14 protein-coding genes are annotated in these 15838 nt (G+C 69.6%); 4 read left to right on the top strand and 10 right to left on the bottom strand.

Annotation, left to right across the window (positions count from 1 at the left end; all coding sequences use genetic code 11):
• The first annotated feature begins 55 nt into the window (after nt 1-55).
• From VV02_RS13475 to VV02_RS13465, 3 genes are read left to right on the top strand one after another with little or no spacing between them, the layout of a single operon-like run.
• Nucleotides 56-2383, top strand: coding sequence for a molybdopterin cofactor-binding domain-containing protein (locus tag VV02_RS13475; protein ID WP_052592195.1), 2328 nt, complete (start codon nt 56-58; stop codon nt 2381-2383).
• Between the two features lie 7 nt (nt 2384-2390).
• Nucleotides 2391-2867, top strand: a complete 477-nt coding sequence (locus tag VV02_RS13470; protein ID WP_052592194.1) for a (2Fe-2S)-binding protein — start codon at nt 2391-2393, stop codon at nt 2865-2867.
• A gap of 12 nt (nt 2868-2879) precedes the next feature.
• Entirely contained in the window at nt 2880-4058 is a 1179-nt protein-coding gene (locus tag VV02_RS13465) for an XdhC family protein (RefSeq protein WP_052592192.1), read from the top strand.
• A 13-nt stretch (nt 4059-4071) separates the two neighbouring features.
• Here the strand turns inward: VV02_RS13465 and VV02_RS13460 are convergent, their stop codons facing one another.
• Nucleotides 4072-5016 (bottom strand): NAD(P)/FAD-dependent oxidoreductase, encoded by a 945-nt coding sequence (locus VV02_RS13460; RefSeq protein WP_052592190.1) that lies wholly within the window; start codon nt 5014-5016, stop codon nt 4072-4074.
• Nucleotides 5017-5165: 149 nt separating this feature from the next.
• Between VV02_RS13460 and VV02_RS13455 the strand changes: the two genes are divergently transcribed.
• Nucleotides 5166-5408, top strand: coding sequence for an SHOCT domain-containing protein (locus VV02_RS13455; RefSeq protein WP_157063404.1), 243 nt, complete (start codon nt 5166-5168; stop codon nt 5406-5408).
• Between the two features lie 102 nt (nt 5409-5510).
• On the opposite strand, the gene VV02_RS13450 is transcribed toward VV02_RS13455, so the two are convergent.
• From VV02_RS13450 to VV02_RS13410, 9 genes are all read right to left on the bottom strand, one after another.
• The gene (locus VV02_RS13450; protein WP_052592186.1) at nt 5511-6257 is read right to left on the bottom strand and encodes an SseB family protein; all 747 of its coding nucleotides are present in this window, start codon (nt 6255-6257) and stop codon (nt 5511-5513) included.
• A complete protein-coding gene (gene priA / locus VV02_RS13445; RefSeq protein ID WP_052592183.1) occupies nt 6254-6988 on the bottom strand; it encodes a bifunctional 1-(5-phosphoribosyl)-5-((5-phosphoribosylamino)methylideneamino)imidazole-4-carboxamide isomerase/phosphoribosylanthranilate isomerase PriA in 735 nt (244 codons plus the stop codon). The genes VV02_RS13450 and priA overlap by 4 nt, the downstream gene beginning before the upstream one ends.
• 36 nt (nt 6989-7024) lie before the next feature.
• A complete protein-coding gene (gene hisH / locus VV02_RS13440) occupies nt 7025-7651 on the bottom strand; it encodes an imidazole glycerol phosphate synthase subunit HisH (RefSeq protein ID WP_052592181.1) in 627 nt (208 codons plus the stop codon).
• On the bottom strand, nt 7648-8274 hold the full coding sequence (locus VV02_RS13435; protein WP_052592178.1) for a hypothetical protein: 627 nt from the start codon (nt 8272-8274) through the stop codon (nt 7648-7650). The genes hisH and VV02_RS13435 overlap by 4 nt, the downstream gene beginning before the upstream one ends.
• A 1-nt stretch (nt 8275) precedes the next feature.
• Nucleotides 8276-8875 carry an imidazoleglycerol-phosphate dehydratase HisB gene (hisB, locus tag VV02_RS13430; protein ID WP_052592176.1) on the bottom strand — a complete coding sequence of 200 codons (600 nt, stop codon included), beginning with the start codon at nt 8873-8875 and terminating at the stop codon, nt 8276-8278.
• Entirely contained in the window at nt 8872-9990 is a 1119-nt protein-coding gene (locus tag VV02_RS13425; protein ID WP_052592173.1) for a histidinol-phosphate transaminase, read from the bottom strand. Before VV02_RS13425 ends, hisB begins: the two co-directional genes overlap by 4 nt.
• Complete coding sequence (hisD, locus tag VV02_RS13420) at nt 9983-11329, bottom strand: histidinol dehydrogenase (protein WP_052592171.1); 1347 nt, start codon at nt 11327-11329, stop codon at nt 9983-9985. The genes VV02_RS13425 and hisD overlap by 8 nt, the downstream gene beginning before the upstream one ends.
• A 117-nt stretch (nt 11330-11446) precedes the next feature.
• The gene (locus VV02_RS13415) at nt 11447-14440 is read right to left on the bottom strand and encodes a bifunctional [glutamine synthetase] adenylyltransferase/[glutamine synthetase]-adenylyl-L-tyrosine phosphorylase (protein WP_052592169.1); all 2994 of its coding nucleotides are present in this window, start codon (nt 14438-14440) and stop codon (nt 11447-11449) included.
• Nucleotides 14437-15771: a glutamine synthetase family protein gene (locus tag VV02_RS13410; protein WP_052592166.1), complete on the bottom strand. Its 1335-nt coding sequence runs from the start codon at nt 15769-15771 to the stop codon at nt 14437-14439. The genes VV02_RS13415 and VV02_RS13410 overlap by 4 nt, the downstream gene beginning before the upstream one ends.
• Nucleotides 15772-15838: the final 67 nt, after the last annotated feature.

The following is a 15838-nucleotide window of genomic DNA, read 5'->3' as shown; positions in this document are numbered from 1 at the left end:
CCGGCCGGCCCACCCCTCCCCGGCGGCCCGCGAGTGAGACACCGGAAGGACCAGCGTGCCTACCAGCCCTCCCTCTGACCACTCCGACGACGGGTCGAAGTCCGGCCTCAGTCGCCGTCGCTTTGTCGGCTACGTCCTTGGCGGGGCCACCCTTGTCGTGGCCGCCGACCTGCGGCTCGGCACGCCGGCGTACGCCGCCGTGCCCTCGATCCCACAGGTCCCGGAGATCTACGACCTCGAGGACGCTCAGGTCGACGCCGGGCTGGCGACCGCCAACCTCATCAAGATCGAGGTCAACAAGGACGGCACCGCTGAGTTCTCGCTGCCACGGATGGAGGTCGGCCAGGGCATCACGACGTCCACCGCGATGATCATCGCCGAGGAGCTCGACCTCCCCGTCAGCAAGGTCACGGTCAAGCTCGCACCTGCCCGCCCGGAGCTGCTGTTCAACCAGCTCACCGGTGGCTCCAACACCACGGTCTCGACGTTCACCCCGATCCGCGTCGCCGCCGCGATCGCCAAGGGCGCACTGCTCGAGGCCGCTGCCATCGAGCTCGGCTCGGTCGTCACGCGGCTGAAGTCGAAGGCCGGTGTCATCTCCGCGCCGAACGGCAAGTCGGTGACCTACGGCGAGCTGGCCGAAGCAGCCGCCAGCAAGGTCGTGAAGAAGGTCGAGGTGGAGCTCAAGCCCAGGTCGGAGTTCAGCGTGATCGGCAAGCCGGTCAAGCGGCTCGACGCGCGCGACATCGTGACGGGCAAGAAGAAGTTCGTCACCGACCTGGACATCCCAGGCGCGTTGCCGACGATGCTGTGCCGCGCTCCCGGGCTGAACGGCTCGCCCAAGGCCGTCCGCAACCTACGGGTCGTGCTTGCGATGCCGGGCGTCACGGACGTGACCATGATCGACACCGGGGTCGCCGTACGAGCTGAGACGTTCGGCCAGTGCATCGACGCCATCCGCGCGCTCGATGTCGACTGGGGCTCCGGCAAGGTCGAGGGCGAGGACGACGCGTCCATGCTCGCGCACCTGCGCAAGGCCGAGCTCCCGCTCGTGGTCCCCAAGGTGCCCATCCTGGCTGGTCAGGTCGAGGCATCGTTCGAGTTCATGTTCCGCAGCAGTGCGGCGCTCGAGCCGAACTGCGCGATCGCCGACGTACGACCGGACAAGGCCACGATCTGGGCCGGGCTCAAGGCGCCGATCGTCGCGCAGGGCCACGTCGCCGAGGCCGTCGGGCTGCCTCTGACCTCCGTCACGGTCAACGTGGTGACCGGCGGCGGTTCGTTCGGGCACAAGCTGTTCGACGACGCAGCGGTCGAGGCGGCCAAGGTCTCCAAGGCCATGGCCAAGCCGGTCAAGCTGATGTGGCACCGCGCGGACGAGCCCCGCCAGGGTCGGATGCACCCGATGGCGACCTCACGCATCCGGGCGACCTATCTGGCCGGGCAGGTGCTGACGTTCGAGCAGCGGCACACCAGCGTCGCGACCGACTTCAGTCACGGGTTCGGCGAGATGATCATCGCGACCGCGGCCAAGCTGCCGCCCGGTGCCGTGGGCCTTGGGCTGTCGGAGACGATCTTCACGCTCACCCAGGAGCTGCCCTACAACTTCGGCGTCGTCACCCAGCTGCTCAGCGAGACCGACCAGCGGTTCAACACCGGCAGCATGCGGGCGATCTACTCCCCCGACGTCGCCTGCGCCAACGAGCTGGTCATCGACATGCTCGCCAAGAAGCTCGGCAAGGACCCGCTGGCCATGCGGCTCGCCTTCTTGAAGGACGCCCGGATCAAGCGCGTGCTGCAGAAGGCCGCCGAGGTCGGCAAGTGGGGACGCCCGATGGCGCCGGGGACCGCACAGGGCATCGCGATCCACCGTGAGTACAAGGGCGCGACCGCCTGCCTCGTCGAGATCGACTGCCGTCCTGCGACGGTCAACCGCAAGGTCCCCAACGGCGTCACAGGCCCCCGGGTGACCAAGGCCGTGATCGCGGTCGATGCCGGCCTGGTCGTCAACCCGGCTGGCCTGAAGGCACAGATGCTGGGTGGCCTGTCGGACGGCATCGGTCTCGCGCTGACCAACAGCACCCACCTCAAGGACGGTCACTTCCTCGAGGCCAGCTGGGACAACTACTTCTACACGCGGCAGTGGAACACGCCGCTGGAGTTCGAGTGCGTGGTCATGCCACCGGAGACCGACCAGCCTGGCGGAGCAGGTGAGGCGGGCGTACCCGCCTCGGTCGCAGCGGTCGCGTGCGCCTACGCCCGCGCGACCGGCAAGGTGCCGACCCGCTTCCCGATCAACCACAACACGCTCTCGTTCGAGCCCAAGCCGTTCATCCCGTCCGTCCCCGAGTCGCCGGTCGACGGCCTCGCCCACACCTTCTGAGGAAGCCATGACTGAGCAGACCTTCATCCTCAACGGCAAGCGCGTCTCGGTCGACGTGGACGACGACGTACGCGTCCTGTGGGTTCTCCGTGACGTCCTCAAGATGACGGGCCCGAAGTACGGCTGCGGCATCAACGTGTGCAAGGCGTGCACCTCGCACGTCAACGGCAAGGCGTTCAACCCGTGCTCGGTGCGCGTCGGCGACCTCAAGTCGACGGACGAGGTCACCACGATCGAGGGCCTTGCCGACACCGCCGACGGTGACCTGCACCCGATGCAGCAGGCCTGGCTGGAGACCGACGTCGCCCAGTGTGGCTACTGCCAGCCCGGCCAGATCATGGCCGCCGTCGCCAAGGTGAAGCAGGCCAAGGCCGAGGGGCGCGAGATCTCCGACGCCGACCTGGACGAGATCCGCAACGTCTGCCGGTGCGGCACCTACGTCCGGATCCGCGAGGCGATCAAGGCCGGCGCGGCGAACATGTGACCGGGCGCTCAGATGCGTGACGTTCTTCCTGAGCTGGCCGAGCACTGGAGGGCGGGACGGCCGGTCGCGGTGGCGACGGTCGTCTCGACCTCCAGCTCGGCGCCCCGGCCTGCCGGTACGTCGATGGTCGTGCTGCCTGCCGGCGACGTCCTCGGATCGGTCTCGGGCGGATGTGTGGACGGCGACGCCTATGAGCAGGCGACGGAGGTGCTGCGCTCCCGTGCTCCCGTGCTCCGGCACTACGGCGTGAGCGACAGCAACGCCTTCGCCGTAGGACTCACCTGCGGCGGCACGATCGAGGTCTTCACGCAGTATGTCGACGCCGAGTCCGCGCCGTGGTTCGGCGAGGTGGCGGACGCGGTGGCAGCCGGAACACCCGTTGCGGTCGCCACCGTGGTCGCCGACCGCGAACCCGGACGCGTCGGCCGATGCCTCGTCGTGAGTCCCGACACCGGCCTCGATGTCGGCGGGCTCGGCTCGGTCCGTCTGGACGAGGCAGTGGCGCGGGCCGCTGATGGACTGCTCCGCGACGGCGCGAGTGGCACTCTCACGTTCGGTCCGGACGGCGAACAGGGAGACGCCACAAGGGTTTTCGTGTGGACAGCCATGCCTGCGCCACGGATGCTGGTGTTCGGCGCCAACGAGTTCGCGACGGCCTTGGCCGGTATGGGTTCGTTCATGGGCTACCGCGTCACGGCCTGTGACGCCCGCCCGGTCTTCGCTACGCCGTCGCGCTTTCCCGCCGCCGATGAGGTCGTGGCGAAGTGGCCGCACCGCTACCTCGCGGAGGAGTCCGAGGCCGGTCGGCTGGACGACCGCACCGTCATCTGCGTCCTGACTCACGATCCCAAGTTCGACGTACCCGTGCTCGAGGTGGCGTTACGACTGCCGCACGTCGCGTACGTCGGTGCCATGGGCTCGCGACTGACCCACACTGACCGTCTGGACCGGTTGCGCGAGGCCGGTCTCTCGGAGGGTCAGCTCGCTCGCCTGTCGAGCCCCTTGGGACTGGACCTCGGAGCCCGCACGCCGGCCGAGACCGCGGTCAGTATCGCCGCCGAGATCCTGGCGCTGCGATCCGGAGCCTCTGGCGCCCGACTGTCGGCCCACTCGGGTCCGATCCATCGGGATGCCGACTGGAGCCCCGCTCAGATCGACGCCCGGCTGATCGGCGCCGGCGTGTGTCGCTGAGCGCCCCACCCGCTCAGCGATCGGCTCGTTGGACGAGCGCTTCGGCGATCTCTTCCTGGATCAGATCCATGTTGATCATGGCCCCGGAGAGATTGCCCGAGGCAGCGGCGTTGATGACCTGCAGCTTGAGGTCAGCCGTGTTGCCGACGGCCCACACGCCCTCGACACTGGACCGCCCGACCTCGTCGACCGTGACGTGCCGGCCGATGCCGGGCAGCTCGGTCAGGTCGACGCCCAGCTGATGGGCCAGGTCGGTCGGCACCTCCATCCGAGTCGCCACAGCCAGTGCGTCGAACGGCACGTGCTCGCCGCCCTCCAGCCGTACGCCGGTCAGCCGGTCGTCGGCCACGGTCACCTCCACCACACGGCCGGTGCGCAGCACGATGCCGCGGGCGAGTAGCCCAGCCTTCTCGTCCGCCGGGATATCGATGTCGTTGACCAGCACCGTGACGTCGCCGGAGAGCTGACGGAACAGCTGTGCCTGGTGCGCAGCCATCGGGCCGGTCGCCAGGACGCCGATGCGCTGGTCCCGCACCTCCCAGCCGTGGCAGTACGGGCAGTGCACGACGTCCTTGCCGAATCGTGCCTGCAGTCCCAGGATGCCCGGCAGCACGTCGCGCAGACCCAGCGCGAGGACGACTCGACGGGCGCGCACCTGCCGCCCGGAAGCCGTACGCGCCTCGAATCCGCCTGGCACCTGGGCGATCTCGGTGACTCGATCATCGGCGATCTCGACGCCGTAGCTCTTCACCTCACGACGCCCGATCTCGAGCAGCTCCCGCGGCGGCAGCCCGTCACGGGAGAGGAACGCCTGCATGTGTGCCGCCGGGGCATTGCGGGGCTCCCCCGCGTCCACGACCAGCGCCGATCGCCGCATGCGGCCGAGAGTGAGAGCGGCGGACAGGCCGGCGGCACCGCCGCCGATCACGAGGACGTCGTACTGCGCTGAGTTCGTCATGCTCACGAGAGTGCGCCCGACTCGCACCGCCGGGCAACTTGTGTTGCCGTAATGGCAATTTGCGAATGGGCGTTGTACGACGGGTGTGCAGCGTCGATCTCAACGTCGAGCCGATGTGTTGAACGCCTGTCTCGGCGAGCCTGGATGACATGAATACAGCACTCACACAGATGGCCACCGACTACCACGATCACTGGGACGGCCCGCCGTGGCCGTTCTTCCCGATCATCCCGTTGCTCGTCATCGGGACGATCATCTTCTTCGCCTCACGCCGTTGGCGGGGCGGTCGCTACGACGCGGCCGGCACCGTGCGTGACCTCTACGCTCGCGGCGAGATCAGCGCCGATGAGATGCGACAGCGGCTCGACGCCCTGAAGGCCAACAAGCGCTGATGCGTCATGTCCGCCAGGGCAGCTGACGCGAGCGTCCTCACCACCAGGCAGGAGCAGAAGGTTCGAGCGTCATGGCGCTCGAACCTTCTGCGGTCCTGTGCGTCAGGGCTGGGCGGTGCGCAGCGAGAACGCCAGACCGTCGATGCGCGCTCGGGTCTCGCCGTCAGTGGCGATGCGTTCGCCGATCCGGGTGGCCAGGGCCTGCAGCTGCTCGGTGGCCAGACCCGGACGGACGGTGAGCGCGATCCGTAGAACGCCTGGCCCGGCCTCGCCGCCATCCTCACAAGCGACGGAGTCAACGTCGGCCTCATCGGCGACGGCCCGCGAAACGGCTTGTGCCACAAAGGGATCCAGATGGGCAGGCAACCAGCTCGCCTCCTGCGCGAGGGACCACACCATGCTCGGCCGGAGCGTCGTGACCCTCGGTGAGGCCAGGTCGAGGACCATCACGTCGCACCGCTCGGAGACTGCCGCCTGCGCGGCGCGAGCAGCCGTGACCGGCGACGGCCGTGCAGAGCTGTCCCACGCGAGCAGCGCCTCGACCCCGGAGAACACCGGCAGCGCGCGCTGCCCGTCAGGAGCGGTCAGCGTGACGACGGCCATGTCGGTCGACTTCTCGACAGCGAGCGGGCCTGACTCATCGACCTCACCTGGCGCCGCGACGATCGGCACGATCAGGCGCGCTGCGCCGACCGCTCGCATCAGAGCCTGCTCGTCGGTCGGGTCGGCCAACGCGGTCAGCAGAGCGGGATCGGCTGATCCGGAGTCGTCGTCGAAGCCCGTGCTGCCGAGACTCCGGCCCGACCACTCCTGACCCGCCGAGTCCGCGGCGGGGTCGCTGTCCGTCACGGCAAGCCGGCCGCGTCAAGAGCCTCGGGCAACGTGAAAGCCCCACGGTAGAGCGCGGATCCGATGATCGCGCCTTCCACACCGTCGCTGACAAGGCCGCGCAACGCTTCGAGGTCCTCGATCGTCGAGATGCCACCGGAGGCCACGACCGGGCGGGTGGTGCGAGCGCAGACGTCCTTGAGGAGGCCGACGTTGGGGCCTTGCAGCATGCCGTCCTTGGCGACGTCAGTCACGACGTAGCGGCTGCACCCCTCGGCGTCGAGACGCTCGAGCGTCTCCCAGAGATCACCGCCCTCGCGCGTCCATCCGCGTGCGGCGAGGGTCGTACCGCGTACGTCGAGACCTACCGCGACCTGGTCGCCGTACGTCGCGATCGCCTGCCGGGTCCACTCCGGGTCCTCGAGAGCCGCGGTGCCGACATTGACCCGGCGACAGCCGGTGGCCAGCGCTGCCTTGAGCGACTCCTCGTCACGGATGCCGCCGGACATCTCGACCTTGATGTCGAGCCGGCCGACGATCTCAGCGAGCAGCTCACGGTTGGAGCCCCGGCCGAACGCCGCGTCCAGGTCGACGAGGTGGATCCACTCGGCCCCCTGGTCCTGCCAGGCCTGGGCGGCCTCCCACGGGTCGCCGAACTGTCCGCCCGTGCCGGCGACGCCCTGCACGAGCTGGACGGCCTGACCTCCGGCTACGTCGACAGCGGGCAAGAGCTCCAGACGAGACTTCGTCACTGAGTTGTCCTTTCGTTCATGGCCATTCGTCAATGCTCAGAGAGTCTGGAGCCAGGTGGACAGCAGCTGCGCACCGGCGTCTCCGGACTTCTCTGGGTGGAACTGGGTCGCGCTCACCGGGCCGTCCTCGACCGCGGCGACGAACCGGCTCCCGTGCGTGGCCCACGTCGTCAGTGGCGCACCGCCCTGACGGGTCGCGGCCTTGTCCGCGGCGTAGGAGTGCACGAAGTAGAACCGCTCCCCCGCCAGACCCTTGAGCAGCACGCTCTCCGCGGGAGGCTCGACCGACGACCAACCCATGTGGGGTACGACCGGGCCGGCCAGCCGGCGTACGACGCCTGGCCAGTGGGCCAGGCCAGGGTGGGTGGCGATCGCGCTCGTCTCGGTCGAGTCCGCGAACAGCGCTTGCATGCCGACGCAGACGCCGAGCACCGGAGCTCCCGCCGCGATGCGCTCCCGCACGAGGGTGTCACCGCCGACGTCGACGAGTCCCTGGACGCACGCGTGGAAGTTGCCGACGCCGGGGACGTAGAGGCCGTCCGCGCGGCGCACTGCAGCGGGGTCTGCGGTCAGAGTCACCTCGGCGCCGACGCGCTCCAGCATCCGCACAACTGACCGGACGTTGCCGCTGCCGTAGTCCAGGACCACGATACGACGGCTCACTCCAGGCCCTCCTGCTCCGCGCGAATTGCCCTGTCCTCGCCCACTACTCGCTCGAACCGAGCGATGTCGCGCTCGTCGGGCGTCACGAGTACGGCGTCCTCCTGCGTCGGAACGCCACTGCCGGCGAGCAGTCGTCCGGCTGGCAATGCGAGGCCGTCCACCAGGTCGCGCAGCAGGTCCATCGGCTGGCCTTCGTCGGAGCGCATGAGAGAGCGCACGCCTGTTGACTCGCCTGAGGCGACGCCTGCCACATCGAGCAGGTCCTCGACCCGCATCGGCGAAAGCCCTTGCACGCGCACTGCGCCCCGACCGGACTCCCACACGAACCACCGTGGGATGACGCGCCAGCCACGTCGGTGGGCGATGACGACCGCCCGCTTGTCGAGGACGAAGAAGCCCAGGGCAGCTCGGAAGCCGTGCGGGATCGGCCGGTTGGCCAGCATGGTCAGTCCGTCGTCATAGGGCGGCTTGGCGGCCGACTCCCCTGCCGGCACGACCGCGGTCCAGCCGCCGACCGGGACGACATAGGCCGGCACCGTGCCCCGAGCGACCCAGCTGCCGATCCGCTTGGCGTCACCCTGGAGCAGCAGCAGGCCCGGCAGGGTGGACGACGCCGCGGACATCTCAGAGCGCCCCCTTGGCACTGGGTATCCCCTTGACCCGCGGATCGAGGGCAACAGCTGCACGCAAGGCTCGCGCGACGGCCTTGAACTGGGCCTCCACGATGTGGTGTGGGTCGCGACCGGACAGGACGCGTACGTGCAGGGCGATGCCCGCGTGGTGCGCGAACGACTCGAACACGTGCTGGGTGAGCGAGCCGGTATAGGTGCCGCCGATGATCGCGTAGACCTGACCCTCGGGCTCGCCCGTGTGCACGACATAGGGCCGGCCCGCCACATCGACGACCGCGAGGACGAGGGCCTCATCGAGGGGCACCGTGGCATCGCCGAAGCGGGCGATGCCCGACTTGTCGCCCAGCGCCTCGCGCAGCGCGTCACCAAGGACGATCGCGGTGTCCTCGACGGTGTGGTGGGCGTCCACGTCGAGGTCGCCCTTGGCCTCGACGCGGAGGTCGATCAGGCTGTGCTTGGCCAGGCTCTCGAGCATGTGGTCGTAGAACCGCACGCCGGTGCTGATCTCGGCTGTGCCCGACCCGTCGAGGTCCAGCCACAGGTCGACCGAGCTCTCCTTGGTCGTACGCGTGATCTGAGCTGTGCGAGTCACGACGGCTCCTGTCTGTGGCTGGGGTCGAGCGCTGCCAGGGCAGCGAGTACGGCGTCGGTCTCCTCCGGTGTCCCGGCCGTGATCCGAAGGTGGTGCGCAATGCCGACATCACGAACCAGGACACCCTGGTCGAGCAGAGCCTGCCAGGTCTGTCCGGCGTCGGCGAGGCCACCCACCAGAACGAAGTTGGCGTCGCTGGGCACGGGAGCCAGCCCGAGTGCCGCGACTCCCTCCACGAGCCGGTCTCGCTCGGCCTTGATGACCTTGATCATGCCGAGCATCGTGTCGGCGTGCTCCAAGGCCGCGAGCGCCACCGCCTGGGTCACGCTGGACAGGTGGTAGGGCAGGCGGACCAGGCGCAGCAGGTCGGTGAGCTCGGGCGATGCCGCGAGGTAACCCAGGCGGACTCCCGCAAAGGCAAAGGCCTTGCTCATCGTGCGCGTCACGACGAGACGGTCGCGACCCTCCAGCAGGGTCGTTGCGCTGGGTGTGCCCGGGCGAGCGAACTCGGCGTACGCCTCGTCCACCACGACGATCGCGTGCGGCGCCGCGTCATAGACAGCCTTGACGACCTCCAGCGACAGCGCCGTGCCGGTGGGGTTGTTGGGCGAGCACAGGAACACCAGGTCCGGCTGGGTCTCACGAGCCTGGGTGACCGCCGTCTCGAGATCCAGGTCGAAGATCCCGCTCGGGGCTCCCCTCAGCCCGTCCACCCAGGTCGTTCCGACTCCGCGACTGATGATCGGGTGCATGGAGTACGACGGCGTGAAGCCCAGCGCGGTCCGCCCCTGACCGCCGAAGGCCTGGACGAGATGCGACAGCACCTCGTTGCTGCCGTTGCCCGCCCAGAGGTGGTCAGCGGTCAACGTCACGCCGGTCGTCTCAGTCAGGTAGGACGCCAAAGCCGTTCGTAGCTGGGCGAACTCGCGATCCGGATAGCGGTTGAGCCCGGGCGCCACAGCCGCCACACGCTCGAGGATCGTCTGTACGACAACGGCCGGGACGTCGTACGACGACTCGTTGGTGTTGAGGGCCACGGGCACCTCGAGCTGGGGCGCGCCATACGGCGTACGGCCCTGCAGGTCTTCCCTGAGCAGCGCCCGGATCTCAGACATCAGCGTCGAACCGCGCTGTCACGGCCTCGCCATGGGCCGGAAGGTCCTCGGCCGCGGCCAGCGTCGTGACCGTGCTGGCGACATCGCGCAGCGCGTCCTGGGTGTAGTCGATGACGTGGATGCCGCGCAGGAACGACTGAACCGACAGGCCCGAGCTGTGGCACGCACAGCCACCGGTCGGGAGCACGTGGTTGGAGCCGGCGGCGTAGTCGCCCAGGCTCACCGGGGCGTACGCACCGACGAAGATCGCACCCGCGTTGTGCACCCGGGCTGCCACCGCCGCCGCGTCGCGGGTCTGGATCTCCAGGTGCTCGGCGGCGTAGGCGTCCACGACCCGGAGCCCGTCCTCGATGGTGTCGACGAGGACGATGCTCGACTGGGCGCCACCGAGGGAGGTACGGATTCGCTCGGCGTGCTTGGTCGCCGCGACCCGTCGCTCCAGGGCAGCCTCGACCTGCGTGGCGAGCTGGTCGCTGTCGGTGACCAGCACCGCCGCAGCGAGATTGTCGTGCTCGGCCTGACTGATCAGGTCAGCGGCGACGTGCTCGGGATCCGCGCTGTCGTCCGCCAGGATGGCGATCTCGGTCGGGCCGGCCTCGGAGTCGATCCCGATCAGACCCTTGAGCAGCCGCTTGGCAGCCACGACGTAGATGTTGCCCGGTCCGGTCACCAGGCTGACGGGCTCGCAGACCACCGTCCCGTCGTCCTCGCGGGCGCCGTAGGTGAACATGGCGATCGCCTGGGCGCCGCCGACGGCATAGACCTCGTCCACGCCGAGCAGCTCGCAGGCCGCGAGGATCGTCGGGTCCGGATAGCCCGCGAAGACACCGGTGTTGGAACGCTGCGGCGGACTGGCAACGGCCAGCGACGGCACCGCGGCCGCCTGCGCCGGGACGACGTTCATCACGACACTGCTGGCCAGGACGGCCACCCCGCCCGGCACATAGAGCCCCACCCGGTCGACGGGGACCCAGCGCTCGGTCACCGTGCCACCCGGAGCGACCTGCGTGGTCGTGTCAGTGCGTCGCTGGTCCTCGTGCACGGCCCGCGCCCGGCGGGTGGCCTCCGTGAGCGCCGCCCGGATGTCCGGGTCGAGCTGCTCGAGAGCGGCGGTCAGCACGGCGGCCGGCACCCGCAGGGCCTCGGGACGAACCTTGTCGAACCGCTCAGACAGGTCACGCAGCGCGTCAGCACCGTGATGCTGCACCTGCTCACAGATCGGTCGTACGACGTCGAGGGCAGCCTCGACGTCGAAGCCGGCCCGGGGCAAGGTGTCGCGCAGACCGCGAGCGTCCAAGGACGCCAGGGCGGGACCGCGCAGATCGGTACGAGAGATCACCCGCCAAGTTTACGAAGCGACCCGCTCGCGCTGCCGGGCCATCTCAGGCGGCGGCCGCCGGGCCATGCTCACGAGCGCGACATCAACGCTCCGCACTGGGTACGCCGGCCTGACCTGTCAGGCGTTGTCGGTGCCGTTGTCACGAGGCGGAGTGCCGTAGAGGCACTCGTCGACCACGGACCGGGCCCGTCGAGCCGCGCGACGGTAATCGTCGTGCAGCACCGGGCCTGAACCGGCCTCGAGCCCGAGGATCCGGCCGATGCCGTCGCCGTCACGCAGGTCGCTCGGCAGTGAGTCCACCGGCCGCCCGCGCCACAGGACCGACGCATTGCGCAGCCGGGTCGCCAGGACCCACGCTTCCCGGAGAATCTCGGCGTTCTCCTCACTGATGAGGCCGGCCTCGGCCGCCTTGCGCAGGGGGGTCATGGTGCCGGGGTGGCGCAGTCCTGGCACCCGCGCGGCGTGCTCCAGCTGCATCAGCTGGACCGTCCACTCGACGTCGGACAGCCCACCGTGACCGAGCTTGAAGTGCGTCTTGCGGTCACCGCCCCGCGGAATCCGCTCTGCCTCCATCCGCGCTTTCAGCGTCCGGATCTGCCGAATCGCGGCCTGACTGAGCCCACCCTCGGGCCAGCGCAGCGGGTTGATCAGCTCGAGGAACTCCTGCCCGAGGGCCTCGTCTCCGGCGACCGGCGTGGCACGCAGCAGGGCCTGCGCCTCCCAGCCCTCCGACCAGCGGTCGTAGTAGGCGCGGTAGGAGCCCAGGCTGCGCACCAACGGGCCGCCTTTGCCCTCCGGGCGAAGGTCGGCATCGACGGTCAGGGCCGGGTCCGGTCCGCTGAGCTGCAGCAGGCGCCGCAGCTCGGTGACCACGGCGAGCGCCTGCTCCTGCGCCTCCTGCTCGCTGGCGTCCGGCTCCGGGTCGTGCACGAACATCACGTCGGCGTCGCTGCTGTAGCCGACCTCGCGGCCACCGAACCGCCCCATGCCGATCACCGCCATCCGGGTGACCAGGGCGCGGTGCGACTGCCGTGCGACCTTGGCGATGGCGATCTCGAGGACCGTCTGCATCGTCGAGGCCATGATGTCGGTCAGTCCGAGCTCGACCTCGTCCAGCTCGAGATCCCCGACGAGGTCGGCGGTCGCGATCCGGATCAGCTCGGTGCGGCGTACGGCACGAACGGCCTGGACCGCGTGCTCGGGGTCGGCGTGACGTCGGGCGGCCGATCTCATCGTGGCCTGCACTGCGGCTCGGCTGCGCGGGCGAAGGGCGTCCGGGTCGTCGAGCATGGCGACCGACGCAGGCGCGCGCTCGAGCATCGCGGCGACGTAGCGACTGCTCGCCAGCACCTTCGCAAGCTGCTGGGCCGAGGAGCCTTCGCGCAGCTGCTTGAGGTACCAGGGGCTCGTCCCCAGAGCCTCACTGATGCGCCGGAACGCCAGCAGCCCCGCATCCGGGTCGGCCTCGCTGGCGAACCACTGGAGCATCACGGGCAGCAACGTGCGCTGCATCGAGGCCCGCCGGCTCACCCCGACGGTCAGCGCCTGGATGTGCTGGATGGCACCGGCTGGATCGCGAAACCCCAACGCTGACAAGCGTTCTCGAGCGTCAGTCGGTGTCAGTCGCGCGTCATCGTCACTCAGCCGCGCCACAGCTGACAGGAGCGGACGGTAGAACAGCCGCTCGTGCAGCCGCCGGACCTCACGGGCCTTCTGACGCCACAGGCGGGTGACCGAATCGGCCGGGTCGGTGCGCAGGCCCATGCCGCGGCCGAGGCGCCGCAGGTCGTCCTCCGACGTCGGCATCAGGTGGGTCCGGCGCATCCTGGACAGCTGGATCCGGTGCTCGAGGACCCGCAGCAGGCGGTACGCCGAGTCCAGCTCGTGCGCGTCCGCGCGGCCGACGTAGCCCCGCCGCGACAAGGCGTCCAGCGCCGCCAGCGTCCCGCGGTAGCGGATGCGATCGTCGGTGCGGCCGTGCACCAGCTGGAGCAGCTGGACGCTGAACTCGATATCGCGCAGACCGCCCGGGCCGAGCTTGAGCTGCCGGTCGGCCTCGGCCGCAGGGACGTTGTCCTCGACGCGGCGGCGCATGGCCTGGACGTCCTCGACGAAGTTGTCGCGCGTGCTGGCCTGCCAGACGAACGGGCTCACCGCATCGATGTACGCCGCACCCAGCTCGGGGTCCCCGGCAACCGGTCGGGCCTTGAGCAGGGCCTGGAACTCCCAGGTCTTGGCCCATCGCTCGTAGTAGGTCCGGTGGCTGTCGACAGTGCGCACGAGCGGCCCGTTCTTGCCCTCGGGCCGCAAGGCGGCGTCGACCTGCCAGAGGCTGCCCTCGGCGGTCGCCGCCGAGCAGGCCCGCATGGTCGAGGTGGCCAGTGCCGTCGCCATGGCGAGCGCGGTGTCCTCGTCCACACCCTCGGCCGGCTCGGCGACGAAGACGACGTCCACGTCGGAGATGTAGTTGAGCTCGTGGCCCCCGGTCTTGCCCATCCCGATGATCGCCAGGCGGCACTGGTCGGCGCCCTCGTGCTCGTCCTGAGCGATCCTCAGGGCGGTCTCCAGAGCCGCACCGGCGAGATCGGCCAGAGCCTCACCCGTCGCCGGCATCTGCTCGACCGAGTCCTCGGTGAGGTCGAGGGCGGCGATCTGTAGCACCTGACGCCGATAGGCCACCCGGAGCGCGTCGTACGCCGTCGCCTCACCTCGCGCGGCGACCTCCCCGAGGAGCGTGGCCGCTAGCTCGGCGGCGTCGCGACGACGAGCATTGCCGACGTCACGCCACTGCTCGGGGTGGCGCACCAGATGGTCGGTGAGAGCGGTCGATGAGCCGAGGACCGCGAGCAGCCGCGTACGGAAGGCCTCGTCCTGCGCGGTGGTCGAGTCCATCTCGGACCGGTGCGTCGCGTCCATCTCCTCCCGCAGACGCAGGAGGCCGAGCAGGGCCTGGTCCGGGTCGGCCGTTCTGCCCAAGGCCGCCACCAGATCGTGATCGGCGAGCACATCACCGAGGCCGAGCTCGCCGAGCAGCTGCTCGGCGCGTGCCGTGTTGGTGAATCCCGCCCGGATCAGCTCGCCGGAGCGGCTCTGCCCGCGGTCCGGACTCACAGCCGACGCAGGTACTGCTCGAGCTCGAAGGGGGTGACCTGGTCGCGGTAGGCGGCCCACTCGGTGCGCTTGTTGCGCAGGAAGAAGTCGAAGACGTGCTCGCCGAGCGTCTCGGCGACCAGCTCGGAGTCCTCCATGATGCGGATCGCCTCGTCCAGCGACGCCGGCAGCGGGTCGATGCCCATAGCCCGGCGCTCCCGCTCCGTCAGCGACCAGACGTCGTCCTCCGCCTCGGGCGGCAGCTCGTAGTCCTCCTCGATGCCCTTGAGGCCGGCAGCCAGCAGGACGGCGTACGCGAGGTAGGGGTTGCAGGACGCGTCCAGTGAGCGCAGCTCGATCCTGCTGCTCTGGCCCTTGCCCGGCTTGTGCATCGGCACCCGCACCATGGCACTGCGGTTGTTGTGGCCCCAGCACACGTGCGCCGGCGCCTCACCGCCACCCCAGATGCGCTTGTAGGAGTTGACCCACTGGTTGGTGACCGCGCTGATCTCGTTGGCGTGTCGCAGCAGCCCGGCGATGAACTTCCGGCCGACCGCGGACAGCTGGTAGGGAGCACCTGCTTCGTAGAACGCGTTGGCGTCGCCGTCGAACAGTGAGACGTGAGTGTGCATCGCCGAACCCGGTTGTCCTGCAAGGGGTTTGGGCATGAACGAGGCGAACACCCCGCGCTCGAGCGCGACCTCCTTGACCACCGCGCGGAACGTCATGATGTTGTCGGCGGTCGCGAGCGCGTCGGCATAGCGCAGGTCGATCTCGTTCTGGCCGGGCCCGCCCTCGTGGTGGCTGAACTCGACAGAGATGCCCATGCCCTCGAGGGTGGTGATCGCCGCACGCCGGAAGTCGTGTGCCGTCCCGTGCGGGACGTGGTCGAAGAACCCGGCCTGGTCCACCGGAACGGGAATCTGACCGGGCTGGTAGTCCTGGAAGAGATAGAACTCGATCTCGGGGTGGGTGTAGAAGGTGAAGCCCTGGTCGCCCGCCCGCGCGAGGCAGCGACGCAGCACGGTCCGCGGGTCGGCGGCGCTCGGGCTGCCGTCCGGCAGCCGAATGTCACCGAACATCCTTGCGGTGCCAGGGTTCTCACCGCGCCACGGCAGCACCTGGAACGTGCTCGCATCGGGTCGCAGCAGCATGTCGGCCTCGAAGACCCGAGCCAGGCCCTCGATGACACTGCCGTCGAAGCCGATGCCCTCGGCGAAGGCGCCCTCGAGCTCGGCGGGGGCAATGGAGACGGACTTCAAGGTGCCCAGCACATCGGTGAACCAGACCCGCACGAAGCGGATGTCACGTTCTTCGATTGTGCGCAGCACGAACTCCTGCTGACGATCCATGTGCCGATCCTGCCCTACCGGCCCCGGGCAGCGCAGCGGCCCCGGACGTGAAGTCCGGGGCCGCCGC

The organism is Luteipulveratus mongoliensis, from assembly GCF_001190945.1.
GTDB lineage: Bacteria > Actinomycetota > Actinomycetes > Actinomycetales > Dermatophilaceae > Luteipulveratus > Luteipulveratus mongoliensis.
This window is presented reverse-complemented; position numbering and strand designations above follow the sequence as displayed.

Coding starts and splice junctions, on each gene's coding strand:
- VV02_RS13435 (WP_052592178.1), bottom strand. CDS start 8,274: ATGTCCGCGGCGTCGTCCACCCTGCCGGGCCTGCTGCTGCTCCAGGGT.
- VV02_RS13410 (WP_052592166.1), bottom strand. CDS start 15,771: ATGGATCGTCAGCAGGAGTTCGTGCTGCGCACAATCGAAGAACGTGAC.
- VV02_RS13470 (WP_052592194.1), top strand. CDS start 2,391: ATGACTGAGCAGACCTTCATCCTCAACGGCAAGCGCGTCTCGGTCGAC.
- VV02_RS13465 (WP_052592192.1), top strand. CDS start 2,880: ATGCGTGACGTTCTTCCTGAGCTGGCCGAGCACTGGAGGGCGGGACGG.
- VV02_RS13455 (WP_157063404.1), top strand. CDS start 5,166: ATGAATACAGCACTCACACAGATGGCCACCGACTACCACGATCACTGG.
- VV02_RS13425 (WP_052592173.1), bottom strand. CDS start 9,990: ATGTCTGAGATCCGGGCGCTGCTCAGGGAAGACCTGCAGGGCCGTACG.
- VV02_RS13460 (WP_052592190.1), bottom strand. CDS start 5,016: ATGACGAACTCAGCGCAGTACGACGTCCTCGTGATCGGCGGCGGTGCC.